This is a genomic window from Enterovibrio baiacu, assembly GCF_004120195.1.
Classification (GTDB): Bacteria; Pseudomonadota; Gammaproteobacteria; order Enterobacterales; family Vibrionaceae; genus Enterovibrio; species Enterovibrio baiacui.
Genome location: NZ_SCHN01000005.1, coordinates 427,588 through 452,000, shown reverse-complemented (window position 1 = coordinate 452,000; position 24,413 = coordinate 427,588). Strand labels below are relative to the sequence as shown.

General features: G+C 47.0%; 26 protein-coding genes. 17 read left to right on the top strand and 9 right to left on the bottom strand.

Annotation, left to right across the window (positions count from 1 at the left end; genetic code table 11):
• Positions 1–27: 27 nt before the first annotated feature.
• The 3 genes from EQP46_RS02305 to pcp are packed head-to-tail and all read left to right on the top strand — an operon-like array spanning position 28 to position 2,297.
• The gene (locus EQP46_RS02305; protein WP_129492102.1) at positions 28–741 is read left to right on the top strand and encodes a DUF969 domain-containing protein; all 714 of its coding nucleotides are present in this window, start codon (positions 28–30) and stop codon (positions 739–741) included.
• A gap of 3 nt (positions 742–744) precedes the next feature.
• Complete coding sequence (locus tag EQP46_RS02300; protein WP_129492101.1) at positions 745–1,650, top strand: DUF979 domain-containing protein; 906 nt, start codon at positions 745–747, stop codon at positions 1,648–1,650.
• Between the two features lie 8 nt (positions 1,651–1,658).
• Entirely contained in the window at positions 1,659–2,297 is a 639-nt protein-coding gene (gene pcp, locus EQP46_RS02295) for a pyroglutamyl-peptidase I (RefSeq protein WP_129492100.1), read from the top strand.
• Positions 2,298–2,447: 150 nt separating this feature from the next.
• Here the strand turns inward: pcp and EQP46_RS02290 are convergent, their stop codons facing one another.
• A complete protein-coding gene (locus EQP46_RS02290) occupies positions 2,448–2,786 on the bottom strand; it encodes a DUF2185 domain-containing protein (RefSeq protein WP_129492099.1) in 339 nt (112 codons plus the stop codon).
• Between the two features lie 252 nt (positions 2,787–3,038).
• On the opposite strand from EQP46_RS02290, the gene EQP46_RS02285 reads away from it, so the two are divergent.
• The 3 genes from EQP46_RS02285 (at position 3,039) to EQP46_RS02275 (ending at position 5,216) form a co-directional block, all read left to right on the top strand.
• A complete protein-coding gene (locus EQP46_RS02285; RefSeq protein ID WP_129492098.1) occupies positions 3,039–3,524 on the top strand; it encodes a hypothetical protein in 486 nt (161 codons plus the stop codon).
• Between the two features lie 105 nt (positions 3,525–3,629).
• Positions 3,630–4,349 (top strand): DUF3108 domain-containing protein, encoded by a 720-nt coding sequence (locus EQP46_RS02280; RefSeq protein ID WP_129492097.1) that lies wholly within the window; start codon positions 3,630–3,632, stop codon positions 4,347–4,349.
• Positions 4,350–4,445: 96 nt separating this feature from the next.
• The gene (locus EQP46_RS02275) at positions 4,446–5,216 is read left to right on the top strand and encodes a phosphotransferase (protein WP_129492096.1); all 771 of its coding nucleotides are present in this window, start codon (positions 4,446–4,448) and stop codon (positions 5,214–5,216) included.
• Positions 5,217–5,291: 75 nt separating this feature from the next.
• On the opposite strand, the gene EQP46_RS02270 is transcribed toward EQP46_RS02275, so the two are convergent.
• On the bottom strand, positions 5,292–6,323 hold the full coding sequence (locus EQP46_RS02270; RefSeq protein WP_129492095.1) for an extracellular solute-binding protein: 1,032 nt from the start codon (positions 6,321–6,323) through the stop codon (positions 5,292–5,294).
• 177 nt (positions 6,324–6,500) lie between these two features.
• Here EQP46_RS02270 and EQP46_RS24065 point away from each other — a divergent pair, with 177 nt between their 5' ends.
• Positions 6,501–6,659 (top strand): hypothetical protein, encoded by a 159-nt coding sequence (locus EQP46_RS24065; RefSeq protein ID WP_161972834.1) that lies wholly within the window; start codon positions 6,501–6,503, stop codon positions 6,657–6,659.
• A gap of 14 nt (positions 6,660–6,673) precedes the next feature.
• Positions 6,674–6,916, top strand: a complete 243-nt coding sequence (locus tag EQP46_RS02265) for a hypothetical protein (RefSeq protein ID WP_129492094.1) — start codon at positions 6,674–6,676, stop codon at positions 6,914–6,916.
• A 119-nt stretch (positions 6,917–7,035) separates the two neighbouring features.
• Here EQP46_RS02265 and EQP46_RS02260 read toward each other — a convergent pair whose 3' ends face one another.
• Positions 7,036–8,166, bottom strand: a complete 1,131-nt coding sequence (locus tag EQP46_RS02260) for an HlyD family secretion protein (RefSeq protein ID WP_129492093.1) — start codon at positions 8,164–8,166, stop codon at positions 7,036–7,038.
• Entirely contained in the window at positions 8,166–8,576 is a 411-nt protein-coding gene (locus EQP46_RS02255; RefSeq protein ID WP_129492092.1) for a DUF3302 domain-containing protein, read from the bottom strand. Before EQP46_RS02255 ends, EQP46_RS02260 begins: the two co-directional genes overlap by 1 nt.
• 679 nt (positions 8,577–9,255) lie before the next feature.
• On the opposite strand from EQP46_RS02255, the gene EQP46_RS02250 reads away from it, so the two are divergent.
• The 4 genes from EQP46_RS02250 (at position 9,256) to EQP46_RS02230 (ending at position 13,746) form a co-directional block, all read left to right on the top strand.
• Complete coding sequence (locus EQP46_RS02250; protein WP_129492091.1) at positions 9,256–10,431, top strand: RNA ligase RtcB family protein; 1,176 nt, start codon at positions 9,256–9,258, stop codon at positions 10,429–10,431.
• On the top strand, positions 10,428–11,054 hold the full coding sequence (gene prfH / locus EQP46_RS02245) for a peptide chain release factor H (protein WP_129492090.1): 627 nt from the start codon (positions 10,428–10,430) through the stop codon (positions 11,052–11,054). The genes EQP46_RS02250 and prfH overlap by 4 nt, the downstream gene beginning before the upstream one ends.
• Positions 11,055–11,385: 331 nt before the next feature.
• Complete coding sequence (locus EQP46_RS02240) at positions 11,386–12,714, top strand: anaerobic C4-dicarboxylate transporter (protein WP_129492089.1); 1,329 nt, start codon at positions 11,386–11,388, stop codon at positions 12,712–12,714.
• Between the two features lie 591 nt (positions 12,715–13,305).
• Positions 13,306–13,746, top strand: a complete 441-nt coding sequence (locus tag EQP46_RS02230; protein ID WP_129492087.1) for a hypothetical protein — start codon at positions 13,306–13,308, stop codon at positions 13,744–13,746.
• Positions 13,747–14,045: 299 nt separating this feature from the next.
• Here the strand turns inward: EQP46_RS02230 and EQP46_RS02225 are convergent, their stop codons facing one another.
• From EQP46_RS02225 to efpL, 5 genes are all read right to left on the bottom strand, one after another.
• Positions 14,046–15,431: a class II fumarate hydratase gene (locus EQP46_RS02225; RefSeq protein ID WP_129492086.1), complete on the bottom strand. Its 1,386-nt coding sequence runs from the start codon at positions 15,429–15,431 to the stop codon at positions 14,046–14,048.
• A 17-nt stretch (positions 15,432–15,448) separates the two neighbouring features.
• Positions 15,449–15,829, bottom strand: a complete 381-nt coding sequence (locus EQP46_RS02220; RefSeq protein WP_129492085.1) for a hypothetical protein — start codon at positions 15,827–15,829, stop codon at positions 15,449–15,451.
• Between the two features lie 175 nt (positions 15,830–16,004).
• Positions 16,005–16,433, bottom strand: coding sequence for a thioredoxin TrxC (gene trxC / locus EQP46_RS02215; RefSeq protein ID WP_129492084.1), 429 nt, complete (start codon positions 16,431–16,433; stop codon positions 16,005–16,007).
• 362 nt (positions 16,434–16,795) lie between these two features.
• A complete protein-coding gene (locus EQP46_RS02210) occupies positions 16,796–17,131 on the bottom strand; it encodes a PepSY domain-containing protein (protein WP_129492083.1) in 336 nt (111 codons plus the stop codon).
• A 323-nt stretch (positions 17,132–17,454) separates the two neighbouring features.
• Positions 17,455–18,021 (bottom strand): elongation factor P-like protein EfpL, encoded by a 567-nt coding sequence (gene efpL / locus EQP46_RS02205; protein WP_129492082.1) that lies wholly within the window; start codon positions 18,019–18,021, stop codon positions 17,455–17,457.
• A 332-nt stretch (positions 18,022–18,353) separates the two neighbouring features.
• Between efpL and EQP46_RS02200 the strand changes: the two genes are divergently transcribed.
• The 5 genes from EQP46_RS02200 to EQP46_RS02180 all read left to right on the top strand — a co-directional run bounded on the left by EQP46_RS02200 (position 18,354) and on the right by EQP46_RS02180 (position 24,343).
• Positions 18,354–18,596: a hypothetical protein gene (locus EQP46_RS02200; protein WP_129492081.1), complete on the top strand. Its 243-nt coding sequence runs from the start codon at positions 18,354–18,356 to the stop codon at positions 18,594–18,596.
• Between the two features lie 185 nt (positions 18,597–18,781).
• A complete protein-coding gene (locus EQP46_RS02195; protein ID WP_129492179.1) occupies positions 18,782–19,270 on the top strand; it encodes an NUDIX domain-containing protein in 489 nt (162 codons plus the stop codon).
• A 408-nt stretch (positions 19,271–19,678) separates the two neighbouring features.
• A complete protein-coding gene (locus EQP46_RS02190) occupies positions 19,679–21,841 on the top strand; it encodes a TonB-dependent receptor plug domain-containing protein (RefSeq protein ID WP_129492080.1) in 2,163 nt (720 codons plus the stop codon).
• A 7-nt stretch (positions 21,842–21,848) separates the two neighbouring features.
• Complete coding sequence (locus tag EQP46_RS02185) at positions 21,849–22,415, top strand: YfiR family protein (protein ID WP_129492079.1); 567 nt, start codon at positions 21,849–21,851, stop codon at positions 22,413–22,415.
• A complete protein-coding gene (locus EQP46_RS02180) occupies positions 22,412–24,343 on the top strand; it encodes a diguanylate cyclase domain-containing protein (protein ID WP_129492078.1) in 1,932 nt (643 codons plus the stop codon). The genes EQP46_RS02185 and EQP46_RS02180 overlap by 4 nt, the downstream gene beginning before the upstream one ends.
• Positions 24,344–24,413: the final 70 nt, after the last annotated feature.

Sequence of the window (24,413 nt, the reverse complement as noted above, 5' to 3'; positions counted from 1 at the left end):
AAATTACAGATCGTGTAGAGAGCCCTTATGATTGATTTTTGGCCATTGATTGGCATTGTGATAATAACGGTGGGCTTAGCATTAAAGCTAAACACCTTGTTGGTAATTTTGGTTGCGGGTGTTGCTACTGGCTTGGTCGCAGACATCGCGGTAATGGACATTCTGTCTATCTTAGGTCAATCCTTTACCCAGAACCGCTACATGTCCCTGTTCATTCTTATCCTCCCTATGATCGGTATTCTTGAGCGCTATGGCCTTCGCCAACGTGCAGAAGCATTGATCGGCGCAATGAAAAAAGCCTCTGTCAGCAAGATCTTGATGACATACCTGCTGCTTCGCAAAGTGACCAATGGCATGGGGTTGAGCATTGGTGGTCACCCATCCATGATCCGTCCTCTGATTGCGCCTATGGCTGAAGCGGCTGCAGAGAAAGCCTCACCAAACTTGTCTGATGAAAAACGCCAAGGCATTCGTGCGCTATCGGCGGCCAGTGAAAACTTCGCGAACTTCTTTAGTCAGCTGTTGTTTATTGGTACGGGCGGCATCTTGCTCATTAAAGGCGTAATGACGGATAACCAATTGGACGTGAAACTTGAAACCATGGCGCTATGGGCACTGCCGACCGCGATTGCCTCTTTTGTTGTGTTCGTGATTTTCAGCAAAATCATGGAAGCCCGTTTGTTGAAAGTGGATGCATCGTCTGCTGCTGCAACGGCAAACGTTCAAAAAGAAGGGCAGTAAGCGATGTTAGAATACATTTACCAAACCACAGGCTTGCTGTTGCTGGCATTCTCCCTGCAAAGCTTCCTCGATAAAGACAACCCAAAACGCATCGGTTCCGGCCTGTTCTGGATGATCTACGGCATCACCTTTATCTTTGGCGCAATGATCCCGAACTGGGTAACCGGTTTGATGGTATTAGCGCTAACGGCATTAGCGGCTGGCGGCTTTATGGGCGTGGGCAACTATGGCACCACGTCTGAAGAAGAGCGTCATAAAACGGCGTCTGTGCTGAAAAACAAACTCTTCATTCCTGCGGCCATCGTACCTGTAGGCACGGTTGCGATTAGCCAATTCACCTCACTCGGTGCGCTGGTGGGCCTAGGTTTAAGCTCCATTGCATCCATCGTCGTGGCATTGCTACTGACCAAAAGTAAGCCAATGCACAGCTTGAATGAAGGCCGTCGCTTGATTGATTCCATCGGTTGGGCTGCCATTCTTTCGCAATTCCTTGCAGCATTGGGCTTCTTGTTCAACCAAGCAGGTGTGGGCGATACCGTCGCGCAAATCGTCAAAATGATGATCCCTGAAAACATGTTGCTGGTGAACGTGATTGCCTACTGTGTGGGCATGATGATCTTCACTGTCGTGATGGGCAATGCATTCGCCGCTTTTGCGGTGATCACGACGGGTATCGGTATTCCACTGTTGGTGATGGAATACAGCGGCAATGCAGCAATCATCGGTGTGGTGGGTATGCTTTCTGGTTACTGCGGTACGCTAATGACGCCAATGGCTGCAAACTTTAACGTGGTGCCAGCAGCCTTGCTTGAACTGAAAAACAAACACCATGTTATTTTGATGCAAGTTGCGCCCGCGATGATCATTCTCGCGTTTAACATCTTCATTATGTACAGCTTTGCTTTCTGAGAGTCCCAATGAAAAAGGTACTGATTACTGGTTTTGAACCTTTTGGTGGCGCTGCCATTAACCCTGCATTAGAAGCTGTAAAAAAGCTGGATGGCGTGACGCTAGATGGCGGAGAAATAGTCATTTGCGAAGTGCCTGTCACGCGTTATGAAGCCATTGATGCGGTTATTGCAGCGATTGAAACGCACAAGCCAGATTTCGTTATCACTGTTGGTCAAGCCGGTGGCCGCATCGCAATCACGCCAGAACGCGTTGCGATCAATATTGATGATTTCCGCATTCCAGATAACGGTGGCAACCAGCCTATCGACGAGCCAATCTATGAAGATGGCCCAGATGCATATTTCTCTACCTTGCCAATTAAAGCGATTACCGCGGCGATGCAAGCGAAAGGGATCCCTTGCCAAGTGTCTAACACTGCCGGTACGTTCGTGTGCAATCACCTGGCTTACGGTGTTCAGCATCACCTGCGTGATACAAACATTGGCCATGGTTTTATTCACATTCCATTGTTGCCAGAACAATCAACAACGGGCGAACAACCAACCATGGCGTTGGATGTGATTGCAGAAGGCCTACGAATCGCCGCGCAAGCAACCATTGATAACAAAACTGACATTGCAGTCGGTGCAGGTAAAATCTGCTGATTGTTGTTTTGCAGTGATGCGGTTAAAGAGAAAAACGCCAGCAATTTGAAGTGTTCCCTTAACGTTGGACATTTCAGTTAGGCGGATTGCAAGGCCTGATTTCGATATTCCATCGGAGTCAGGCCTTTTTGTTTTTCTGATTGGGTAGTTTTATTGATCCAAAAGCGCTTCTTCCACAATCACATACGCATCTTCAAACCATTCCAATTCGACAGGGGCTTTCAAGCTCAAGAAGGGCAATATTTCAGGGTGAAGCGCCGCCAGTTTTGGCGCGCTATACAGCACGAAGTTATCTGCATTATCTACAAACTCTTGGGTTTCTTCACCCGTAAAAAATCGCCATCCGCTGTCTTCATTGCTGTCGGGCTCTTCACGATAGAAATACCCAATGGATTTTCCATTATCAATCAACTCTTTGTTTACGATGACATAGCCAAGAAGGATGGGGGAGTGGCTACTTTTTCCATTTAACTCTGTGTGTTGCGTCATTTCTACGTCCTGTCGAAAATCACCTACCGATGGTTCGATATCAAGGGGTTAGTTTTCTTTGAGTATACCCAAGAAACGCCATACTGCTGGGGAACTCGGCCATATTCGCACTCATAGAGCCAGTGTCTTATATCAATGAATTTCTGCTAGAAAATGGTGAATTTGGCGCTTGAAAAAGCATGTCGTTATCACTTTGAACGATAGTAAGGAATATCGCGTCGGCTTCTAGCGTCTTTATGTGGAGGGATTGCCATGGAAAAACGTATTCACAGTGCGTATCAGGGGGAAGTATATGGCATTTCTTTCTTCACCTACTTTGCAGATAACTATTCAGATTCCTCTGCCAATGTTGCGACAGAAAATGCACGAGAAGCGCTCTGGGAAGCGCTCATTCTTGTCGAGGCACTCACGGCCGATTTGCTTGAAGAAACGCTCAAAGCGCGCGGCGTGAACTTTGATCGAAACGATGAAGAGATGCGGCGAAAAGGTGAGGAAGATGCCCATGCATGGGTAGCATTACCCTGGAGTGAATTGGTAAAAACATTGATACATTGGGTTGCACCTTGGGAGCAGAAATACCGCGAATGGCTAGACGATGCTCCCGCCGACTATCATGCCGTATTTTTATTGATTGCCGAGCATGAAACGGCAATTTATCAATGCTGGGAAGCAGAGCAACGAGGAGAAACTGGCGCCAACATTCTCAATGACTTTATTCGGAAATACACCGCTATTTAGCCAATATTTTTTACAGCCTGTCTCATTATGAATTCAGATGCAAAGGTGTGAGCCTCGGTAGAATTGCAGAAGAAAAGGGATGTTTTGCAGTCTTTCGAGGTGTTTATGAAAAGGTCTTTCTTTTGCGTGGCGTTAGTGGTGTTGAATGGTTGCGGTGGCAGCGGAAGCGATACCAGTAGCAACAATACTGGAAACAGCACAAGTGCCACAGCATGTTTTAATACAGATCTTAATGCGATTGGTGCGGATGTAACGATGGTTAATACTCGGGTAGTCAATGGACAAAGCGGACCGAATTACACTGAGCGAGACGTGGTCAGCGGCCAAGTCACTTACGAAGGTTATACAAACGCACGTGAAGTCTTGTTGTATGACGATTCGGGGGTGAATAAAGTCTACATTGTGTCTGACGAGAGCCAACAACAGGTTATCACTCTTGGGCAGATTATTGATGGCGAAGAGATTATCTACAAGCCCAATGGTATCCAATTAGATTACAACTTGAGTGCAGGAGAAACGCGAGAGTATCCGACGGTATCAGTGTTTACCAATGGCACGCAAACGGCAACGTACGATATTTCCTTTACGTTTGAAAAGAATGAAACCATTACCGTTCCAGCGGGTGAATTTAATACCTGTTTAATGACGTTAACCTTTGATGTTGTCGAAGGTGGCGTATCAACAAACGCGGTGTTTACTCAAAATATTGGGGTGGGTAACGGGTTAATGATTCGAGAGGAAACGAATTCGACATCAGGCAATAATACTTTCACAGAGGTCAACGAGTTGGTGTCCGCAACGATCAATGGTGAGACCATCCAGTGATCCTATTCCCATAAAGAAAAGCTCACTCGCAGTATTCAACTGCTGGATGTTAGAAAATACGCCAAGTTTTAGCTACTTGGCGATAGTCTAGCAAATATGGAAACATTAGACGGCGGGCGTGATAGCGCCATCTTCAAACAAGGCGATCATGTGTTTAGGCCATTAAATGCATGGTCGCCTTCTGTTCATCAACTCCTCACTTTCCTTCATAACAATGGATTTCATTCCTGCCCAGAGGTTATCGGCATTGAAGGCGGACAAGAGATATTGCGCTTTGTCGAGGGTGATACCTCGAATTATCCCTTGGTCGGTGCGATAGGCACAGATACCGCTTTAATGTCAGCGGGTGCGTTGCTGCGTGATTTTCATGATGTGTCGGCACTATTTCTCGTGTCTGAATCCGCACAACACCTACCTTGGATGCTGACACCTCGACCACTTTTTGAAGTGATCTGCCACGGTGATTATGCGCCTTATAACGTGGCGTTAGACGGTGAGCATGTCGTGGGAGTCTTTGACTTTGATACCGCACACCCTGCGCCAAGACTTTGGGATGTGGCGTATGCGGTGTATTGCTGGGCACCGTTCAAAACCAACGAATACGACAAGTTGGGTGACATAAATACACAGGCTAAGCGCGCTGCATTGTTCTGTGAAGCCTACGGATTATCGGCACCAGAAAAAGCGGGCTTGGTTGATGCCATGATTGAACGCCTGCAAGTGCTGGTTGATTTCATGATGGTAGAAGCCGAGAAGGGCAATGCCGCTTTTGCAGACAACATCGCGGATGGACATCACCTCAGTTATTTGGATGACATCGCGTATCTCAACACACATCGAGAGCGGATTGAGGCTGCACTGAAGTAACAGGGCGTGAGTAGAATAGAATGCCGCAGGCAATAAAAAACCGCTCAATTAAGCGGTTTTTTTTACAGCGCGAGCTTACTCGCCAGTCTTCAAACGTAGGAAGTAGTTTTCGTACTTCTCAGTCAGGTCGCCAACAGCATCTTGCCACTCACCACGGTCGAGATCTTCTTGTGGTGGGAACAGGGTCGGGTTGTCTTTGTACGCAGAGTTTGATTTCTCAACGGCGGTTAGGTAACCCGTGTCAGCACTGATTTTCGCTGCCACTTCTGGACGCAGAAGGAAGTCGATCATCTTGTGCGCTGCTTCTACGTTCTTCGCGTTCTTAGGAATAGACAGGCTGTCTACCCAGAAGATGCCGCCTTCTTTTGGCCATACCAATTCAATTGGTAAGCCTTCGCGTTGAGCGGCTGCCGCAGAACCGTTCCACAACATACCAAGGCCCACTTCGCCAGACATGTATGGGTTTGCTGGGTTGTCAGAGTTGAATACCAGTACGTTTGGCATCAGTTTTTTCAACTCTTCGTAGGCTTCGTCAATCTGCTTAGGATCGGTCGAGTTACCTGAGTAGCCAAGTTTACGCAATGCAATGTGGAAGACTTCACGTGTGTCGTCCATCAGCATGATTTGACCTTCCAACTCTGGGTTCCACAAATCAGCCCAGCTGGTGAAATCGTCAGGGTTGTACATGTCGGTGTTAACTGCCAGACCTGTCATCGCGATAACGTGAGGGATCGAGTAGTCATTGTTTGGGTCGAATGGCTTATCGAGGTAGTTTTTGTCTAGCTCGTTGAAGTTGTTCAACTTAGAAAGGTCAAGCTTCTGCAACATACCTTCATCACGCATTTTGGCAACGAAGTACGTTGATGGCACCACAAGATCATACCCTTCAGGGTGCGTCTTCATTTTTGCATACAGGGTTTCGTTTGACTCATACGTCGAGTAAATCACCTTGATGCCGGTTTCGCGGGTGAATTGCTCAAGCAACTCGGTGGAGAGGTAAGGTCCCCAGTTCGCGAAAATCAGTTGATCGTTTTCTGCTTTCGCAGGTGTGGTGAACATAGCAACTGCACATGCAGCGCTGGCCAGAATCGCAGACCATTTCTTCATTGGTGTTATCCACTCCAAGTCCCGTGTGTCGGGAGCATTCATACAGCGAAAGGAGAGTGTTCTCTTTCACTTAGTGTTTGAAAATGTCAGTCATTTTCGTAGGTTGTTTGGGCATAAAACCCCTTCGCATCGCTTGCCCGTTGGGCGTTGCGGGCGAAAAGTCGCGGGATAGTACCCATGAAATTCGGTTCAGGCAATATAAAAGCTGCACGGCAAACAACAAATTTGGGGAAAAAGAAAAAGGGAGACGGATTATTACCAATGAGTAAGGGTGATTTGTCAGAATTGGCGATTATCTCGCCGATGGAAAAGACTACAATTTCACCATCAATTTGAGGGAGGTATCGCTGATGAACCAAGCACGCGCAGAGAACCTTTACTACTTCCTGCGAGAACAAAACACATCCCAAGCGGAAATTAACACCGTGATTGAACGCCTTTTCGATACGCACGGCATTGATTTGCGAAAGCTGGATCTGCACTACCGCATGCGCCGCGGTTATTCTCCAAACCGCTTTGACATCAACACTTATGGTGGCGCAGGCTCGCGCACCATGAATCAAACCAAACAAATGCTTCGCACTGAGCGTTAAATGATCGCACTGAGCGCTAAATCATCGCGCTGTGTCTCGAGTGCCAACGACAATCAAGATGAAAAAAAACAAAAAGAGGATCAGGGTCTCTCCTGATCCTCTTTTTGTTGTAGTGCGTGTTAGTGATCCAAGTAAAGGTAGTTCTGCCAACTCTTCATTCTTAACAGCACTTTCCGCATGATAGCCAAGTGCTCAATGCTGTCTGAGTACACGGCGATTTCCGCATTCGTGCCATCGGGCAGGGCGTATTGGCGCATGTCTTCATTGATTTTGAGCGTCACCAAGGCGCGGCCTTGTTTATCTAACAACTGGCTGCCATACAAAGTGCCTTGCGCCTGCACTTGGTTTTCACCAATAGCGGGCAGCACTTCCATAATTTCCCCTTGGAAAACTTTTCCTGGAATCGCCTTGAAAATGAATTCCGCATCAAAGCCAGGCTCTAAGCGGAGTAAACTGTTTTGTCTAAATGCGCCGACGAATAATTCTGATTCCTTCGGAATGAAGGTCATCACAGGTCTTAACGGCATTGGAACGGCGAGCATGCCGGGTCTCAGCGTCACTTGCGTGACATAGCCATCTGACGGTGCACGTACTGTGGCGCTGTCGAGATCAAACTGAGCACGATCGAGTTGTGCTTGGGCTTGTGCCACGAGGGTGTTTTGACCGTCAATTTCAGATTGTGCGGCAAAGCGCGCTTTTTCTTCTTGTGATTGAGCAGCGCGAAGTGTGGCTTCTGTGGCGAGATAAAGCTGTCTGCGATTATCCACGCTTGCTGCGGTGAATGCGCCTTTCTTTGCGCCAGCCTGATAACGTGAAAATTCCTTCTTCGCGCGGTCTCGATCAGCGATAGCTTTGGCCGTGTTAGCTTTTGCGGTTTCATAAACCGCATCGAGTTCAAGAGACATTTGTTTCGCGGACTCAAGCGCCGCTTTGGCATTCAACAGGCGTGCATCAAAGAGGGTTGTGTCTAATTGGAACAAGACATCGCCCTCTTTCAGCAATTGATTGGGTTTGACGGGCACATCGACAACTTGCCCACGCACATTCGGAATGATTGGCGTGGTGACAAACACATTGCCACCAAACTGGGTATAAGGGTGGTTGTAGTTCATCAGCAGAATCAAGGTGCCGACCAAGCCAATGCCCCCAAGCACTGCCGTTGGCACTGTCCATTTGGTGAGCGGGATATGAAAGACTTTAAAGATAACAATACATAAAGCCGTGTACGTCATGATCAGAAGGATATCCATTATTGGTTTCCTCCTTGGTTGTCATCGTCTTTATTATTTGCAGGCGTGCTAGCAACAAGGTCATTAGAAACAATACTTTTAGAAGCGTGTGTCATTTGTTGTTTTTCCAGTGCATCGATGCGCTCTGAAAGGGCATTTACCTGTTCAAGTAATTTGGTTTGATTGTGTTCTAAACTGGAAAATCCCCAGCCCCTTCCGTCTTGCCACATGGTTGCCCATATCCACAAAAATGGCCATAAAACATGCAGGGTAAAAAGGCTTACCCAGCCAGCATAATGAATCGCGTCTGAATGGGGATGGTTGCGTTTTTTTGCGATTTCACAAGGGATGTCGTGAATGGCGATCACGCCGTAGAAAAAGACGATCGCGACGAAGAAGAGTAACCCTAGCGCGAAATAATCAAGAAACATGAGGACTCCTTGTCTCTACTGTTGTTATATATACACAAACAACTTGAAGATGCTCTGATGGCCTCCCTTCGGGCGAGTTTACTGACGCCATGCTCGGTGTTGTCACGAGCGCACTACATCGACAAAGGGACGCCTTGAACATAACGTCAGTAAAGCTCGCTGAATCCGGCATCTTCAGATCGCTTGGGTATAAGTATCTAATTTGAAGCTAATAATTCGCACATTACTGCGCGAGCAAAAATTTATCATATACACAAATATCGGTCGCTAAGCCATTGAAAAAAAGAATAATGTCCACTTCTCACATATGAAGCAGTGATAAAGTATTTGCAATAAAGCAACGCGTTTCAACTTTGGGAAAAAATAAACAATTGCATTAATGTTTCTCGACGAATCTTCTTTAACCCTAAAAGCTTACTGTCTTTTTCTGGTTACAATTTTGTTATTGGTGGTTGATATTTGTTCGGCGAGTGCTTAACATGCGCTCGCACTTGGTGCTTCCACCATTTTTCTTATCTACGAGCAAAAGGAGACATAAACATGACGATGACACTATTCACTCCCTTTGCAGGTATTGATAGCCAGTAACAGTTCCCTCGCTTCGCCGTCTTCTGTTCTATCCGTCTACATGCCTGCCTAAAAACATATTTTTATTATCCTGATAAAAGGAATAGGTAGCATGGACAAATCCGTCCAAATACTGACTGAAAAAGTCAGCCTTTTTGCGTCTGAATGTACGTGGATTGAAGGGCTGGCTATACAACAACTGATTAAAACTTCTGAGCTTGCTGGCATGATTGCTGTTGCAGGAATGCCTGATTTACACCCAGGTCGTGGATACCCGATTGGCGCTGCATTTTTTTCAGATACCAAGGTTTATCCCGCATTGGTGGGTAATGACATTGGATGTGGCATGGCGCTGTGGCAATCCTCCCTGAATGTGGCAAAAGTGAACGTCGATAAGCTAGCGAAGAAACTTCAACACGTTGAATCTGAACTGGATGAAAGCTGGCAGCCCTTAGTGCATAGAAGAAAGACGGAAAAACAGATCTCGGATTCCTTGTTTGATGCTGCGCTTGGCACTATTGGTGGAGGAAATCACTTTGCAGAGTTTCAAGCTGTTGATGAAGTGTATGACGCTTCTGAGATGGAGCAGCTCAACATTGATAGAAGGAAACTTTTGTTGCTTGCACATTCTGGGTCGCGTGGGCTTGGGCAATCCATTCTCGTTGGCCATATAGCCGAACACAATCACCAAGGGTTAGCGGTAAATTCGCCAGAGCATTCGACGTATATGCAGGCACACGATGAAGCTGTTCGATGGGCAGAGCTGAACCGTGAGCTTATCGCACGACGCTTTTTTGATGCAATCAATGTGAGTGGAGAATGTGTGCTGGATGTAAACCACAACTTTATTGAGAAAAGCACACTGCTAGGTGATGAGCAGAAAGCGGGTTGGCTTCATCGAAAAGGCGCGACGCCGAGTGACAAAGGCTATGTCGTGATCCCCGGTTCGAGAGGGGACTACTCCTACCTTGTGAAGCCCACGGAAATGATGGGCAAGCAACAGGGATTGGCGCTGTTCTCCCTTGCACATGGCGCGGGGCGAAAATGGAAGCGTGGTGAGTGTCAGGCAAGATTGAGCCATAAATACAAGAAAGACGACCTGTATAAAACGTCGTTGGGCAGCAAAGTTATCTGCGGTGATAAAGGCTTGTTGTATGACGAGGCTCCTCAAGCTTATAAGCGTTGCGACAGCATTATTGATGATTTGATCAATGCGGGTTTGATCACCTTGGTGGCGAGATTGCGTCCTGTGTTGACGTTCAAAACACAGGGAGGGTGCTCGGCATGATGCTACTGCAATTAACCTCGGGGCAGGGACCCGCAGAATGCTGTCTTGCCGTCGGTTTGGCTCTGAAGGCGATCGAGCAAACGTGTCGGGAGCAAAATGTGAAAATGGACATTGTGTCGTCATTACCTTGCGAACGCTCACGCGGGTTTAGATCGGTGTTGTTGGCCTTCGATGAAAAGAATGCAGAGGCCGCAAAACACATCGCGCAACATTGGGAAGGCTCGATGCTTTGGGTCTGCAACAGCCCACTGAGGCCAAAGCATAAGCGTAAAAACTGGTTCTTTGGTGGCAAGGTGTTTGAGGCCAATCCGCAAACGCTCGATAAAGAAATTACTTACCAATCTTGCCGCGCTTCAGGGGCGGGCGGACAGCACGTCAATACAACCGATTCAGCGGTGAGGGCGACGCATATTGCCTCCGGAGTTTCTGTTCGTGTGGAAAGTGAACGAAGCCAACATGCTAACAAGCGATTGGCTCGTGCGCTGATTCTGCAAAAGTTAGAAGACGCGAAGCAAGTGAAAGCTGAGCGAGACGCGAATGTGCGTTGGCAACAGCACTGGGATCTAGAGCGTGGAAACATTGTTCGTAAGTTTGTCGGCGAGGGATTCAAAGAAGTACGTTAACGGAGGCTTGTTCAAGCTGCATGTGAAGGTACTTTGTTTACTTATCGTCGCACAGGAGTCAGCATTCGCTGGCTCCTTTTTCACTGTTTTTTCCCCATGATGCTGCCGCTCACCGGTTTTCAAAAATCTAATTAACCATTCACTCAATACCTGTCATCAACCTCGCTACATCTTGGTTTTGTTTCGGCTACGAAATGTCGAAATTGTGTGCTGAAAATCTGATTCAGAGACATCGCTTTTGTGGAAAAGTAGGAGTGTGAGACGTTGTTCAGAAATTGTTGAAAGATAAGCGGAAAATACAAATAGCCATAAAATTTAAGAGGTTATTGGTATGTTGTACTTGGAATTTTTATTCCTGTTGTTAATGCTTTACATCGGTTCACGGTATGGTGGTATTGGCCTAGGTGTTGTTTCGGGCATAGGTCTGGTTATTGAAGTTTTCATCTTCAAAATGCCGCCAACATCGCCACCTGTTACCGTTATGCTCATCATCCTTGCGGTGGTAACGTGTGCGTCTATTCTTGAAGCCGCGGGTGGCTTGAAATACATGCTGCAAGTTGCTGAACGAGTGCTGCGTAAGAATCCAAAACGTGTCACCTTGATTGCGCCGTTCGTGACCTACGCGATGACGTTTCTGCTTGGTACAGGGCATGCCGTGTACTCCATCATGCCAATCATTGGCGACGTGGCGTTGAAAAACGGTATTCGCCCTGAGCGCCCGATGGCGGCATCGTCTGTCGCATCTCAAATCGCGATCACTGCATCACCCTTGTCTGCAGCCGTTGTGTATTACTTAACACAACTTTCGGGCATTCAAGCCGACATTACCTTGCTCTCAATCTTGCTGGTCACCGTGCCTGCAACCTTGTTTGGTACGCTGCTGATGTCTCTTTACAGCATGAAGCGTGGCAAAGAGCTGAATGACGATCCTGAATATCAAGCGCGCCTGAAAGATCCAGAATGGCGAGAGCGTATTCTTAACACCACAGCGACGTCGTTGGATGAAGTACTTCCAAAATCAGCGCGTAATGCCGTACTGATCTTCCTTGCGTCTATCGTTACCATCGTTGTGATTGCTATGGTGCCTGAAGTGCGCACCATTACTGAAGGTTCAAAACCGATCAGCATGTCTGTCATCATCCAGATGATGATGTTGTGTTTCGGTGGTGTGATTCTGTTAGCAACGAAAACCGACCCGCGCGACGTGCCGAATGGTGTGGTATTTAAGTCGGGTATGGTGGCTGCGATTGCGATTTTCGGTATTGCATGGATGTCAGACACCTACTTCCAATACGCGATGCCGCAATTTAAATCAGGCATTGTTGATATGGTGACTAGCTACCCATGGACGTTCGCACTCGCGCTGTTCATCGTTTCTGTGGTGGTCAACTCTCAAGCAGCGACTGCACGTATGATGTTGCCTGTGGGTCTTGGTTTGGGCTTAGACCCTGCATTGCTTATCGGTATTATGCCGGCGGTATACGGTTACTTCTTCATTCCTAACTACCCATCAGACATCGCGACCGTGAACTTCGATACGTCGGGCACAACCAAAATTGGTAAGTGGTACTTCAACCACTCATTCATGTCTGTTGGCCTGATTGGTGTTGTCGGTGCATGTTTGCTGGGTTATGTGCTTGGTCAGATGATCATCGCATAATCATGTTCTGCAAATGATCGCTTTGAAGCCCTCCTTGAGAGGGCTTTTTGTGTGAGTGGGTTAGAGAGCAAAAAAAAGAGAGCTTTTCCTTGGATTTTTCTTTACCTACCAATTTCTATCGTTCTAACCATGAATTTTGAAATTAGTTATTTAATTACAATTAGATATACCATTTACTAAGGTTTCTCCATGTGTTGTATTAAATGACGTAATTACTCTAATTGTCTTGTTTGTGTAAAAATAGATGACATTGGTGTTTTGAATTTGAGTCGTTAATTCTTTAAAGAACACATTTGTCCTTTTAAAAAATCACATTGTGGTCAAAGCTAAAAGCGTAGAAAGAAAACGCGATTATTTAATAGGGGAAATAATCGTGTTTTATAAGAACATTGGGTTTCCACTCCTTTTCCTGATGTTCTTTATTTTTGGCGACAATTGGCTAGGTTGTCTTTCTGCGGGGAATGGCTCTTTTTATTTTGATATAACAAGTACAAAAAAGATTATAAATATAAATGATCAGGAAGACTGGTCGGCAATAGGATAAAAAATAAGCGACAAACTAAATTAATCGTTAACTGGGGAGTGTTTCCCATGCAAATGATGAAGTGTGCAATCGTACCATTGTTAGGGTTAGCAATTTCTGCATGCGTCAATCAAGATGGCGCGAAAGAAGCAAAACTGAACGCGACTTTGAAAATTGATGGGTATTACCATTCAGAGTTTGACCAAGATGCAACGCTGGCGAAGGAAACGCTGCGGTTTGTTGATACGGTGAATCGAAAGGTTGTTGTGTCGAAAGTGTTGATGACGCCAGGGGCGGGGGAGTCTGGGCTACAAGTGACCAAAACACGAAAATCGGGTAACTACTACATTGATTGTCGTCAAGGTCGTCAGTTTTGTTTCTTAACCATCAACGGTGTGTTGGATGGGAGCGAATTTAGATACACCTATCGATTGAGCAAAAGCGGTGCATTGGTTAGGGATGATGGCATCAGGAAGAAATTTATCTCTGATACGTTAAAGAATATTTAATGCATATAGAGAGGGAATGGTTTTCGTATTCAGTTTAGACAGGCAGATATAACAGCAAAACGCACGACTCCATTTTGCCTGTCTTTTTTATTTCTTAAACGCAATGTGCGTTTAATCTACAGCGTTCTCGTTGACATGGATAGTCAGTATGTGTGTGTTCTAAAACACATTTGAAATAGGTTTTTCTGAGTGATGCAGTGTTATGTTTACCTATTTCATCTTTTATTTAGAATTGTGCTTGTCGGCAGCGAGCAATATAGCCCTCCTTGGAGGGCTTTTTTTTATTGTTTATTTCAGCATTAGTTTGCAACGCCGCCTTTCGTTAGCGCGGTCGGATCAAGCAAACGCTCAAGTGTCGCTCTGTCTAATTCTGTTTCTTCTTCTGCCACATCAATGATCGCACGCCCTTCTTTGTAGGCTTTCTTCGCGATGTCTGCTGCTTTCAAGTAACCGATCACTGGGTTTAGCGCCGTGACGAGAATTGGGTTCTTCGCCAATGCGATGTTGAGGTTGTCTTCTCGCACCGTAAACGTCTTGATGGCTTTGTCGGCCAGTGCATTTGCGCTGTTCGCCAGTAAGTCGATACTTTCCAGAATGTTATGTGCAATAACAGGCAGCATCACATTCAGTTGAAAATTGCCAGATTGCCCAGCAACCGTGATGGTTGCATCGTTGCCAATCACTTGCGCAGATGCCATGGCTGCGGCTTCTGGTATCACTGGGTTTACTTTCCCCGGCATGATCGACGAGCCAGGTTGCAATGCTTGAAGCTCAATCTCTCCTAAACCTGCCAGCGGGCCAGAGTTCATCCAACGTAAATCATTGGCGACTTTCATGATGGCGACAGCGGCGGTTTTTAATTGCCCCGAAAGCGCCACAATGGCGTCTTGGCTGCTGAGATTAAAGAAGAAATTCACGCTCGGCGTGAAAGATGCCTTCGTAAGTTGCGACAAGTTATCAGCGAATGTCGCAGCAAAACGAGGGTCTGCATTAATCCCCGTGCCGACGGCCGTGCCGCCTTGAGCTAGGGCGCGAACCGCTTGCAAGCTTTGCTCAATGGCACATTTTGCGTGGTCTATCTGGTATTGCCATCCTGCCAGTTCTTGGTCGAACGTCACGGGCATTGCATCCATTAAATGGGTTCGACCTGTTTTTACCGTGTTTCCCACTTCAATGCGCTTTTCACTCAAGGTGGAAATCAAATGTTCTAGGGCGGGCAAGAGCTGCTTTTCAACACTCAAGACACTGCTAATTTGAATCGCGGTTGGGATAACATCGTTGCTGCTTTGGCCCATATTCACGTGATCATTAGGGGATACTTCGCCGCCTAAGGCTTTACTCGCAAGGGTTGCAATCACTTCATTGGCGTTCATGTTCGAACTGGTGCCAGAGCCGGTCTGGAACACATCAATGGGGAACTGATCCAAATACTGGCCGTTGATGATGTCTTGTGAGGCTTCCGCGATCACTTGGGCAATGTCACCTTCCAGCAGACCTAGCTGCGCATTGGTCAGTGCCGCTGTTTGTTTTATGTAAGCTAGCGCCTGAATAAACGACACGGGCATGGTGTGCTGACTAAACGCGAAATTGTCTACTGCACGCTGGGTTTGTGCTTGATAAAGTGCATTCTCAGGGACTTTCACGTCGCCCATGCTGTCTGTTTCTGTGCGGAATGTTTGCGTCATATCCTGTCCTTTTGGAATCAATCTAGCGGTGCTTGAAGGCGTTGTAGCATTAGCTGAAGTTGGGCAAATTTTCGGTCGCCGTCGGGAACTTGCACATAATGTCGCTGCAGTGCGTAGAGCGGACTGTGAACGCCATCAAGGCATATACGTCGAAAGCTATGGCTTCTATAAGGGCTTTGAATGGCATCAAGCAGTTTGAAGTAAACCTGACGAAGAAAGAGCTCATTCAGCAAGACGCTTTCATGTTCTGACCCAAGCTCATGATAAGACGCCAACATTAACCCTGTTTGCACAAACCCTTGAACGATGTCGGGTTCATAGCCAAACGTATTTCCGTCCTCGTCGAACCTGTCTTTTGCTTTGAAGTAGGCATTGTAGATTTGCTGTCTTGAATCCATCGCCAGCCCTTTTATCTGCTCTTTATGATGTAATGATAATTATTATCATCTAATGCATTCTATAACAACCCTGAGTTTGTTATGCCTACTGGTTGGCATGAGAAAATAAAAAAGGGCACGCTATGCCCTTTTGTTGATTGGTGTCGAGTCAGGTGATAAACGCCCCATCACCACACTAGATGGCTTGCTCTAACCACGAGGTGAACTCTGACTGAGGGAGTGCACCGTTGATCTGTTTCACCATTTTTCCTTCGTTAAACACCATGATGGTCGGGATGCTACGAATGCGGTATTTCGCTGCCAGCGTTTGTTCTTCTTCCGTGTTTATTTTCACGAAGATCACATCGTCTGCTTTGCTTGCTGCCGTTGCTTCAAAGACAGGAGCAAATCCTTGGCATGGTCCACACCACGGTGCCCAAAAATCGACAACAATGGGCTTCCCTGATGACAACAATGCGTCCATGTTCGCCGCAGTGCCTTCGATGGGTTTGCCATTCACTAACGGAGACTTACATGCGCCACATTTCGGCTGGTCATCAAGGCGTTCAACCGGGAACTGGTTGTTTTTATGACAGCTTGGGCAACGAACAGTGATTGAACTCATAATCTTCCTTTTATTTTTTATTCTGTTTTTCTTTGTTGGTTGAACAGTATTACGGATGAAGAAAAAACGCTATGTGGTTCTGGCTATTGGTGTGATTGGTGGGGGCGATGGAAGAGCAGGGTGCGAGACAAGAGAGGTGAGGTGCGAGATAAAAGATTCGAGATAAGAGATTCGAGAAAGAGCGGGAGATATGAGACTCGAATGATCTGATCGTGATACCACCGATTAGTTCAAAGGGTTAAGAAACAACGCCCAGAGCCAATCACTCTGGGCGTTTTCGTATGAGGGAAAAGCGAGGAGAAAATTGTTTTTCTGGTTTCTCTCTCCTAACCCTTGGTCGCTAAATGCGTAGGGTGAGCGCGTTACTTATCAACGTCGCCGATCACGCCTTCGTGGGAAAGGTCGCCCGAAAGCTCCGCTTTAATTTCTGCAAGGCTCTCTTCTTCGGCTGCGACGATTTTGCCGCTTGCAGCGTCGACTTCAACTTCATACGCTTTTGCGCCTGACTTAACGAATACATCCCACTGCGAGTCTGGTTCGTCAAAACGGATACCAAGCACTTCTACGCCGACTTCTGCCAGTGCTGCTTTGATCGCGTCTTGCTCGCTGATGATGTTGGCGTCTTTTGATGCGAAGCTTGGAACACTGAATGCGCTTAAGGTCGCCAATACAACACCACTTAAGATCATTTTTTTCATTTGTCTTTCCTTAACATCAGAGTCAATGTGTACCTATCTCCCTTTCAGCCTTGTCATTGTTGAGTCTGAAAGAGCCTTCGATCTCAGGCTGATAGCGTAAGGGCAGTGATGTCGAAAAAATGTGAACGAGAAATATGATGTGCTGTTTGCTTTTCTTTGGGCGTCTTTTTCATGGGAGCTTTCCTTGAAAGCATCGACAAGAAGACCACCATGTTTTGCTTTATCTGCTTCTTCTCGCAATCTCGCTCATCGCATCTAAAAACAATAAAAAGCCCCGATATCGCTATCGAGGCTTCTAGTTTGTTGAGCGATACGGCGTGAAATTACGCGCGGCTCATGAATTTGTGTTCCGCAGTGTTGATGCGGATTTTGTCGCCAGTACCGATGTATTCAGGCACTTGAACAGTCAGACCGGTAGACACGGTTGCGGGCTTAGTGCGCGCACTCGCTGATGCACCTTTGATAGAAGGAGATGTATCAGTGATAACCATATCAACAGTAGATGGTAGTTCGATCGCGACAGGGCGACCGCTTACTGTTAGAACCTGAATACCTTTGGTTTCTTCAGTAATGAACAGGATTTCTTCTGCAATGGTTTCTTTGTTGAAGTGGTACGGCGTGTAATCTTCGCTATCCATGAAGATGTACTCGTCACCATCGATGTAAGAGAAATCCGCAGCGTGACGGCTGAAGTCAGCCAGTGGAAGCATGTCATCCGCTTTGAAGCTTTCATCATACTTAGCACCAGTCGCTACATCGTAAAGACGCATTCTGTACAGGCTGGTGCCTGCACGGCCAGCTGGAGTCAGTTTAGCAATGTCTTTAACCGCCAGCACTTTGCCGCCATGTTCAATCACTGCGTTCTTTTTAATTTCACTTGCCTTTGGCATGGTCACTTTTCCAATTGAGAAAATTTGGCAAGAAAATATCACGATTCTAAATTTTGGCAAGATGTTGGACGTTGAGATGGTGAAAGAACCGCCGGTGAAGGCGTTCTACGAGGCATTTATCACGTATTCATGGCCTAAATACGTGCCTGAGATACCTTGTAAAAAGGGCCGCTGAAAAATTTGTTGAACAACAATGCAATCAAAATTGCGACTGATTCGTTAATGAAGGAAAGCATTGTGTTTTACATGCGCCTTATTCATTCACACAGGATCTCTTATGAACAAAGACAGTACGCGATACTTACCTCAATCGCTTAGATTTTTCGGTGGTCATGCCGTCACAGCTTCCCGTTGAAAAATGGGTCTTACTCGGTGGGCGTTATTGCAGCATTGACGGAAAAATTGCCGCTCAACTGCATGTGAAAGATCTGGAAACTGATCGGGTGTACACCTTCTATCAAGCCAAACTGCCGCAAGGTAGTGAGGCTGATATGAAAAACGTAGAAACGAATGTGGATGGTGTAAATGTGTCTCTGTGGGAAGAAAACGGTTTGTTAATGGGGCTCGCCAAATAGTCTCAGCCGGTCCGTATTCCCGTGCTTTTTATGCTTTTCCCGCAGGGATCGCGCGGGTATATTGCGTTGTATTCGATATCATTCTTTCGCCTATCACCTGCTTGAATCGGGTGTGCGAAGGAGCAAAACAGGAATGCACCGTGATAAAGCAACTCGATAGCAAAATTGTATACCAAAACAAATGGATGAGCGTAAGAGAAGATAGAATTCTTCGCCCTAGTGGTGCTGAAGGCATTTATGGGGTGGTGGATAAACCCGATTGTGCGGCGATCATTGCCATTGATAACGGCATCATTCATTTGGTTCAACAGTACCGTTATACGGTGCAGGCGCGTTGCTGGGAAATTCCACAAGGGGCATGGGAATCCTCACCTGATGCCGATCACCTCGATTTGGCGAAAGGTGAGTTGCGCGAGGAAACGGGATTGGATGCAGCATCCATGACCTACCTCGGTGCCCAGTTCATCGCCTACGGCTTTCTCAATCAAACCTGTCATGTTTACCTCGCAACATCTCTGACGCAGAGAGGAAATCAGCTCGACAGTGAAGAAGAAGATTTGATCACGCGTGCTTTCCCTGTGGCGGAATTTGAGCGCATGATCATCGAAAGTGAGATCAAAGACTGCGTAACAATTTCGGCATATGGTTTGGCCAAGCTAAAGGGGCTGGTATAGCGAAGGCTATCAAGGAAGACTGTTACTAATTTTCTTCACAGGAGCTTGTGTTGCCAGAACGGCTAAATCTCTATATCTTTTTCGCATTGCTCTCAATATGATATTGTTCTTGTGTGATAATTATTTTGTATATCTGCGACGAAAGTTTGGCAAAATGTCGCTTATATGTTCACATTTAAGTCATTTTTATGGCGCTGAGTGAGGGGTATCGCAGAGAAAGCTAAAATACACAATTTATCCGTGTGTACTGCAAAGTTTCGTTTTTATAATGGCAAAAAAATGCATCAAATCGTGATTAAAAACATCGATTTAGATAATGCGTGTCATAACAAGAAGCAGTTGAGTGAGGACGTCCATTTATACACTTATGTGTAAAGGTGGAGAAATGTCGCGCTCATGGATAAAAATATGCGTATAGCCTCTCTAGCAATCCTTATCGCAGGGTTGAGTACCAATGTCTCCACGTCCGCGTTCGCCGAGTCAGAACTCGATGAATTGCTAAATATGTCGCTTGAATCCCTTTCTGAAACCAAAGTTGTTTCCGCTACGCGTACTGCCCTCAGTTTGGCTGATACACCTGCCGCTGTGCATGTCATTACCGCCAAAGAAATCAAACGTTCTGGTGTTCGCTCAGTCGCGGACGCCTTAGTGCTTGCTCCGGGTCTGCATGTTGCAAAGTTCTCCAACTACGATTGGGGCATTTCTGCGCGAACCACCAACGAAGCCTTGAGTAACTCCATGTTGGTAATGGTGGACGGTCGAAGTGTTTTTAATGGCATGTTCTCTGGGGTGGACTGGGATCTCATTCCCGTTAGCCTTGATAATATCGACCGAATTGAAGTGGTGATGGGGCCAGTTGGTACCATTTGGGGCGGCAACGCTGTGCATGCTGTCATCAATATCATCACACTGGACGCAGAAGATGCGTTACGACGTCACGTTTCAGTGTCCGTTGGTAACTATGACTATCAAGAATACCAGCTTCATCACGGTGGCCAGATCAGCGAAAACCTGTATTTAAGTGGGTATGCAGAATTTGTTCAGCATAAACCTTGGACGAGTGACGAAGAGCGCGTCAAAACGCTCCAAGAATACAAGGTGTATACCGAACGGTTCGGATTGAGAAGTGACTATCAGCGCCTTGATCGCACGGTCTCTGTGCAGTTGGGCGGCATTCGCTCTCGAGAAGACTATCAATGGGGATACTACGAACCCCATTTCCTAAACCCAGGGCATGACGGGCCGGACTTCAGTGCTTTCGACACCGAGCTTTTAGCAGAAGAGTACTTTGCAGGCTTGAAATGGCTTCAAGAAGTGGACGACCAGCGCCAGTGGGAGCAGCAGTTCTGGCTGACTTATAGCAGCAGCGATGGCGCTGACCGCAACGCATCCTTTACCCGATTTGACTCTGAAACGCGATATACCGATCAGAATGTCTTCGGAGGAAACCTGACAGTCGGTTTGAACTACCGATTGATCGACGAGCACTTCGATACCTATGACACGAAATCGTCGTACACCTTGCCTTATGCTCGAGTAACGGATGAACCGGATTTCACCAACCAAAGTGTGGCGGTGTATCTCAACTATTCCTACCCACTCACTGACACCACTGAATTGATGGTGGGGAACCGCTGGCAGTACTTCAATTTGGTTGAAGACACCTTCGCACAGCCACAAATTCGCTTGATGCAAGATGTGGGTGAAAACCAACGTCTATGGGCAGGTTGGGGACGCGCCGTGATCACACCGTCGCGCTTAGATCGCTCTACAGACTTCCATCAGAATGTCTATGGCAGCGATGTCATGTTTTGCACCGCAACTCAACCTGTACAGTGCCTGCCAGACAATTACGATTACGTCCAAAGCATCAGGTACCTGGGTAACGAAGACATTCCTGTGCCTAAGATTGATACGTACGAGATCGGCTATCGCTTCTGGGATGACAGACGCATTCAATTTGATGCGAATCTGTTTTACAGCGAAGAAGACAGCATTCCGGCTTACCAGTTGATCAGTGCAGATCGCTACTTGAATGGAGAGAATTCTTCGCCTGGCACGGCGGGCACCATTATCGATGTGTATAGCTATCAATTGATCACGCCATTGTCAGCGAAAACCTACGGCGGCGAATTAAGCATGAAGTGGTCGATCAATAACCAGCTTCAAGTGAATGCCAGTTATGCCTACAAACAAATCGAAGCGAAATGCGAAGGAAGCATCTGCGCATCGACAGAAGTGCCACTGCGTTCATACGAGAATGAGCCCATGCATCTGGCGGGTGCACAGGTCATGTGGGACGTTACCCCTGAGTTTTGGGTGAGTAATGTGGTTCACTATGTATCGGGATCTCATCCTGACGATGACATCCCAACAAAAGAGCAATATGCATGGCCTGAAGTGGTAACGTGGGATCTGATTTTGGGATGGCAATATTCGCCACGTGCCCCTTTGTTTACTTTGACGGTTGAAAACCTCTTGAACGATCAAGTGAACGAGTTTCCTGACTCAACGGGCGGCTTTGATAATGGCACCCAATACTGGCTAGAACTTGATTGGCAGTGGTACTGATTATTCGATGATACGGCAGCTTTTACGCAACAGATTAAGCACGACAAGCATCCACCAGTTCATTCTTGGACTGGTGGTCTTGGCGTTGTTGTCTGTCTGCTTGCCTGTGCGAAGTGACGACTTCCAAGACGAAGATTTAAAGGCCGTGTATTTGTACCGTTTTGCATTTTTGGTGAATTGGCGAGACATGCAGCCAGCAGACGGTCGTTATGATTTCTGCGTCTATGGCGACAGCAGCGTAAGCCGTCGACTTCAAGACATAGCAAATACAAAGCCTGAACAAGTGCACTATCACGACATAAAAGCCAGTGCGTCTTCCGAGGCAAGGTGCCAAATCATTTACACCCCTGAACGTGCCGAAGAGCACATAAGAACGCTGCATAACCGATACCCCAATGCGTTGATTGTGGGAGAGGGGAAACGGTTTTCGAAAGCGGGTGGCATGATTTCGTTTATCAAAGTGAACAACCGCGTCAAATTACTCATTAATAGAAAGAATATTCAGGGTATGCCCTTTACTTTGCGCTCGCAGCTACTATCCATCGCCGTTATAGACGGGGAGGAGGAAATATGAACCGACGCTGGATCAACAGCCTTCCTCTTCGCGTAAAACTCATTATGCCGATCTGGCTTTTGCTTACCTTAGGCATTGCCGTTGTCGGCCTTGCAGTCACACATATTGTGAGTAAGAACCTTGAGCAAAGCTTGCTAAGTCGAACCGAAATTTTGGCGAACGGTGCCGCGAGTAACTTAACGGCGGCGCTGGCGTTTGAAGACAGGGCGACGGGCAGGGAGCAGCTTGCCGCTTTAAGCTTTGACCCTGACTTAATGGCAGCACGCGTGACTCGCGTTGATGGCTCTGAATTCGTTAACTTGATGCGCTTGCCGAATGACTGCTTCACCATGGGCGCGGGCATCATGTGCTCAAAGACCCCATTCACCAAAGTCTCGCGCTCTATTTCGCTGGGTACGGATGTGTTGGGGCACATCGATTTGTTTATTTCCCGCAGCGTCATCGTGAATGAGCGTAATCGACTGATCTTGTTCCTCGCCCTCGGTACTGTGCTGTTATCCCTGTTTTCTTGGATGTTCGCGCAGCTATTACACCGTATTGTGTCGTACCCACTGGCGTCGCTTCACCGTTCAATGTCGAACATGATCCGATTGGGTATTCACGGTCACACGATCCCGATTTATCACAATGATGAACTGGGTCGCCTGACGGATTGCTTCAACGATTTGGTCAGCAGCCTTGAGGCGCGTGATAAGCAATTGAACGCGACGTTTAAACAGCTAGAAGAAAAGAACAGTTACATCAATCAGGTCTTGGACACCATGGATCAGGGGTTGATGGTAATTGCGCCGGGTGATCAGGTGACGTATTACAACCCTGCAGCCGCTGCACATTTGGCGTTGCTGGGCTGTGATCCGAATGATTTGGGGCAACTGCTGCAGATTCTTGAACCTTCCTCTGCGATGCACCAAATCTCAGAAGCCATTGATGCGCACCAGCCACTGACAGGGCTGGAATTGCACCATCGCCACACCAACAAATTGTTCCGCGTTAGCACACACCCAATGGCGACCGCGAAGCATTCTCTGCTGCAATTTGAGGACATTACTGAGCAACACGTGGCAGAACAGCGTCGTAAAATGGCGGAATACATCTTCGACCAGAGCAAAGATGCCACCTTGGTGCTATCTCGCACGTTGGCAATTGAAGCGCAGAATGCGGCATGTATTCGACTCTTTGGTCAGCATCGTCATTGGTCGGAATTGAGTGTGGATCAGCATCTACGCTTTGGACGCCCTGAAGTGAAAGCGCTGTTGTCTAATGGCAGTCATCAGTGGCAAACCCATATGCTTTCCGCATTAGGCACCAGCTTGCCGTGCCAAATCTCCGTGCGCACGTTGACAAATCGCCAAGGTAAAACCGAAGCCTTTGTGGTGTCTATCATCGACCAATCGGCCGCGATGGAAATTAAACGCCTTAACCATTTAGCGAATCATGACCCGCTCACGGGCCTTGCTAACCGTGTAAGGGCACAAAAACAGTTAATGCGCAGCCACGATATGGGGTGGGATGTGCACGTGCTGTTTGTGGACCTTGATGGCTTCAAAATGGTGAACGACCAGTTTGGTCACCGAGTGGGTGATGAATTGCTGAAAGTGGTCGCTCGTCGCTTACAGGCGAGTGTGGCGCAATCTGACATGGTGGCGCGTCTCTCTGGTGATGAATTCCTCTTGATCATCAATAATGCTGCAGAAATTGAACCCGTTGCCGAGCGTGTACTTCAAAAACTCAGCCAGAGCATCATCATTGATGGCGCACGACCTCAAATCAGTGCGAGTATTGGTATTCGTCATTGGCGTGCGGGCGAGAAAGGAACGTTTAATTCGATCATTGAGCAAGCAGATAAAGCCATGTACGCGGCAAAAGAAGCTGGTAAAAACCGTTATGCAATGGCTCTCGAGGGGAGTCAAGAAAGCTCCATGCTGTAGCAACGTTTAGAAACGGCTTCGAAACGCGCTTAAATCGTGCAGTATTGTAAAAAACGCCACAGATTGTTCG

Excerpts from the sequence above, each read along its gene's own strand:
- EQP46_RS02305 (WP_129492102.1), top strand. The coding sequence starts at position 28 with ATGATTGATTTTTGGCCATTGATTGGCATTGTGATAATAACGGTGGGC.
- EQP46_RS02300 (WP_129492101.1), top strand. The coding sequence starts at position 745 with ATGTTAGAATACATTTACCAAACCACAGGCTTGCTGTTGCTGGCATTC.
- pcp (WP_129492100.1), top strand. The coding sequence starts at position 1,659 with ATGAAAAAGGTACTGATTACTGGTTTTGAACCTTTTGGTGGCGCTGCC.
- EQP46_RS02290 (WP_129492099.1), bottom strand. The coding sequence starts at position 2,786 with ATGACGCAACACACAGAGTTAAATGGAAAAAGTAGCCACTCCCCCATC.
- EQP46_RS02285 (WP_129492098.1), top strand. The coding sequence starts at position 3,039 with ATGGAAAAACGTATTCACAGTGCGTATCAGGGGGAAGTATATGGCATT.
- EQP46_RS02280 (WP_129492097.1), top strand. The coding sequence starts at position 3,630 with ATGAAAAGGTCTTTCTTTTGCGTGGCGTTAGTGGTGTTGAATGGTTGC.
- EQP46_RS02275 (WP_129492096.1), top strand. The coding sequence starts at position 4,446 with ATGGAAACATTAGACGGCGGGCGTGATAGCGCCATCTTCAAACAAGGC.
- EQP46_RS02270 (WP_129492095.1), bottom strand. The coding sequence starts at position 6,323 with ATGAAGAAATGGTCTGCGATTCTGGCCAGCGCTGCATGTGCAGTTGCT.
- EQP46_RS24065 (WP_161972834.1), top strand. The coding sequence starts at position 6,501 with ATGAAATTCGGTTCAGGCAATATAAAAGCTGCACGGCAAACAACAAAT.
- EQP46_RS02265 (WP_129492094.1), top strand. The coding sequence starts at position 6,674 with ATGAACCAAGCACGCGCAGAGAACCTTTACTACTTCCTGCGAGAACAA.
- EQP46_RS02260 (WP_129492093.1), bottom strand. The coding sequence starts at position 8,166 with ATGGATATCCTTCTGATCATGACGTACACGGCTTTATGTATTGTTATC.
- EQP46_RS02255 (WP_129492092.1), bottom strand. The coding sequence starts at position 8,576 with ATGTTTCTTGATTATTTCGCGCTAGGGTTACTCTTCTTCGTCGCGATC.
- EQP46_RS02250 (WP_129492091.1), top strand. The coding sequence starts at position 9,256 with ATGGACAAATCCGTCCAAATACTGACTGAAAAAGTCAGCCTTTTTGCG.
- prfH (WP_129492090.1), top strand. The coding sequence starts at position 10,428 with ATGATGCTACTGCAATTAACCTCGGGGCAGGGACCCGCAGAATGCTGT.
- EQP46_RS02240 (WP_129492089.1), top strand. The coding sequence starts at position 11,386 with ATGTTGTACTTGGAATTTTTATTCCTGTTGTTAATGCTTTACATCGGT.
- EQP46_RS02230 (WP_129492087.1), top strand. The coding sequence starts at position 13,306 with ATGCAAATGATGAAGTGTGCAATCGTACCATTGTTAGGGTTAGCAATT.
- EQP46_RS02225 (WP_129492086.1), bottom strand. The coding sequence starts at position 15,431 with ATGACGCAAACATTCCGCACAGAAACAGACAGCATGGGCGACGTGAAA.
- EQP46_RS02220 (WP_129492085.1), bottom strand. The coding sequence starts at position 15,829 with ATGGATTCAAGACAGCAAATCTACAATGCCTACTTCAAAGCAAAAGAC.
- trxC (WP_129492084.1), bottom strand. The coding sequence starts at position 16,433 with ATGAGTTCAATCACTGTTCGTTGCCCAAGCTGTCATAAAAACAACCAG.
- EQP46_RS02210 (WP_129492083.1), bottom strand. The coding sequence starts at position 17,131 with ATGAAAAAAATGATCTTAAGTGGTGTTGTATTGGCGACCTTAAGCGCA.
- efpL (WP_129492082.1), bottom strand. The coding sequence starts at position 18,021 with ATGCCAAAGGCAAGTGAAATTAAAAAGAACGCAGTGATTGAACATGGC.
- EQP46_RS02200 (WP_129492081.1), top strand. The coding sequence starts at position 18,354 with ATGCCGTCACAGCTTCCCGTTGAAAAATGGGTCTTACTCGGTGGGCGT.
- EQP46_RS02195 (WP_129492179.1), top strand. The coding sequence starts at position 18,782 with ATGAGCGTAAGAGAAGATAGAATTCTTCGCCCTAGTGGTGCTGAAGGC.
- EQP46_RS02190 (WP_129492080.1), top strand. The coding sequence starts at position 19,679 with ATGCGTATAGCCTCTCTAGCAATCCTTATCGCAGGGTTGAGTACCAAT.
- EQP46_RS02185 (WP_129492079.1), top strand. The coding sequence starts at position 21,849 with ATGATACGGCAGCTTTTACGCAACAGATTAAGCACGACAAGCATCCAC.
- EQP46_RS02180 (WP_129492078.1), top strand. The coding sequence starts at position 22,412 with ATGAACCGACGCTGGATCAACAGCCTTCCTCTTCGCGTAAAACTCATT.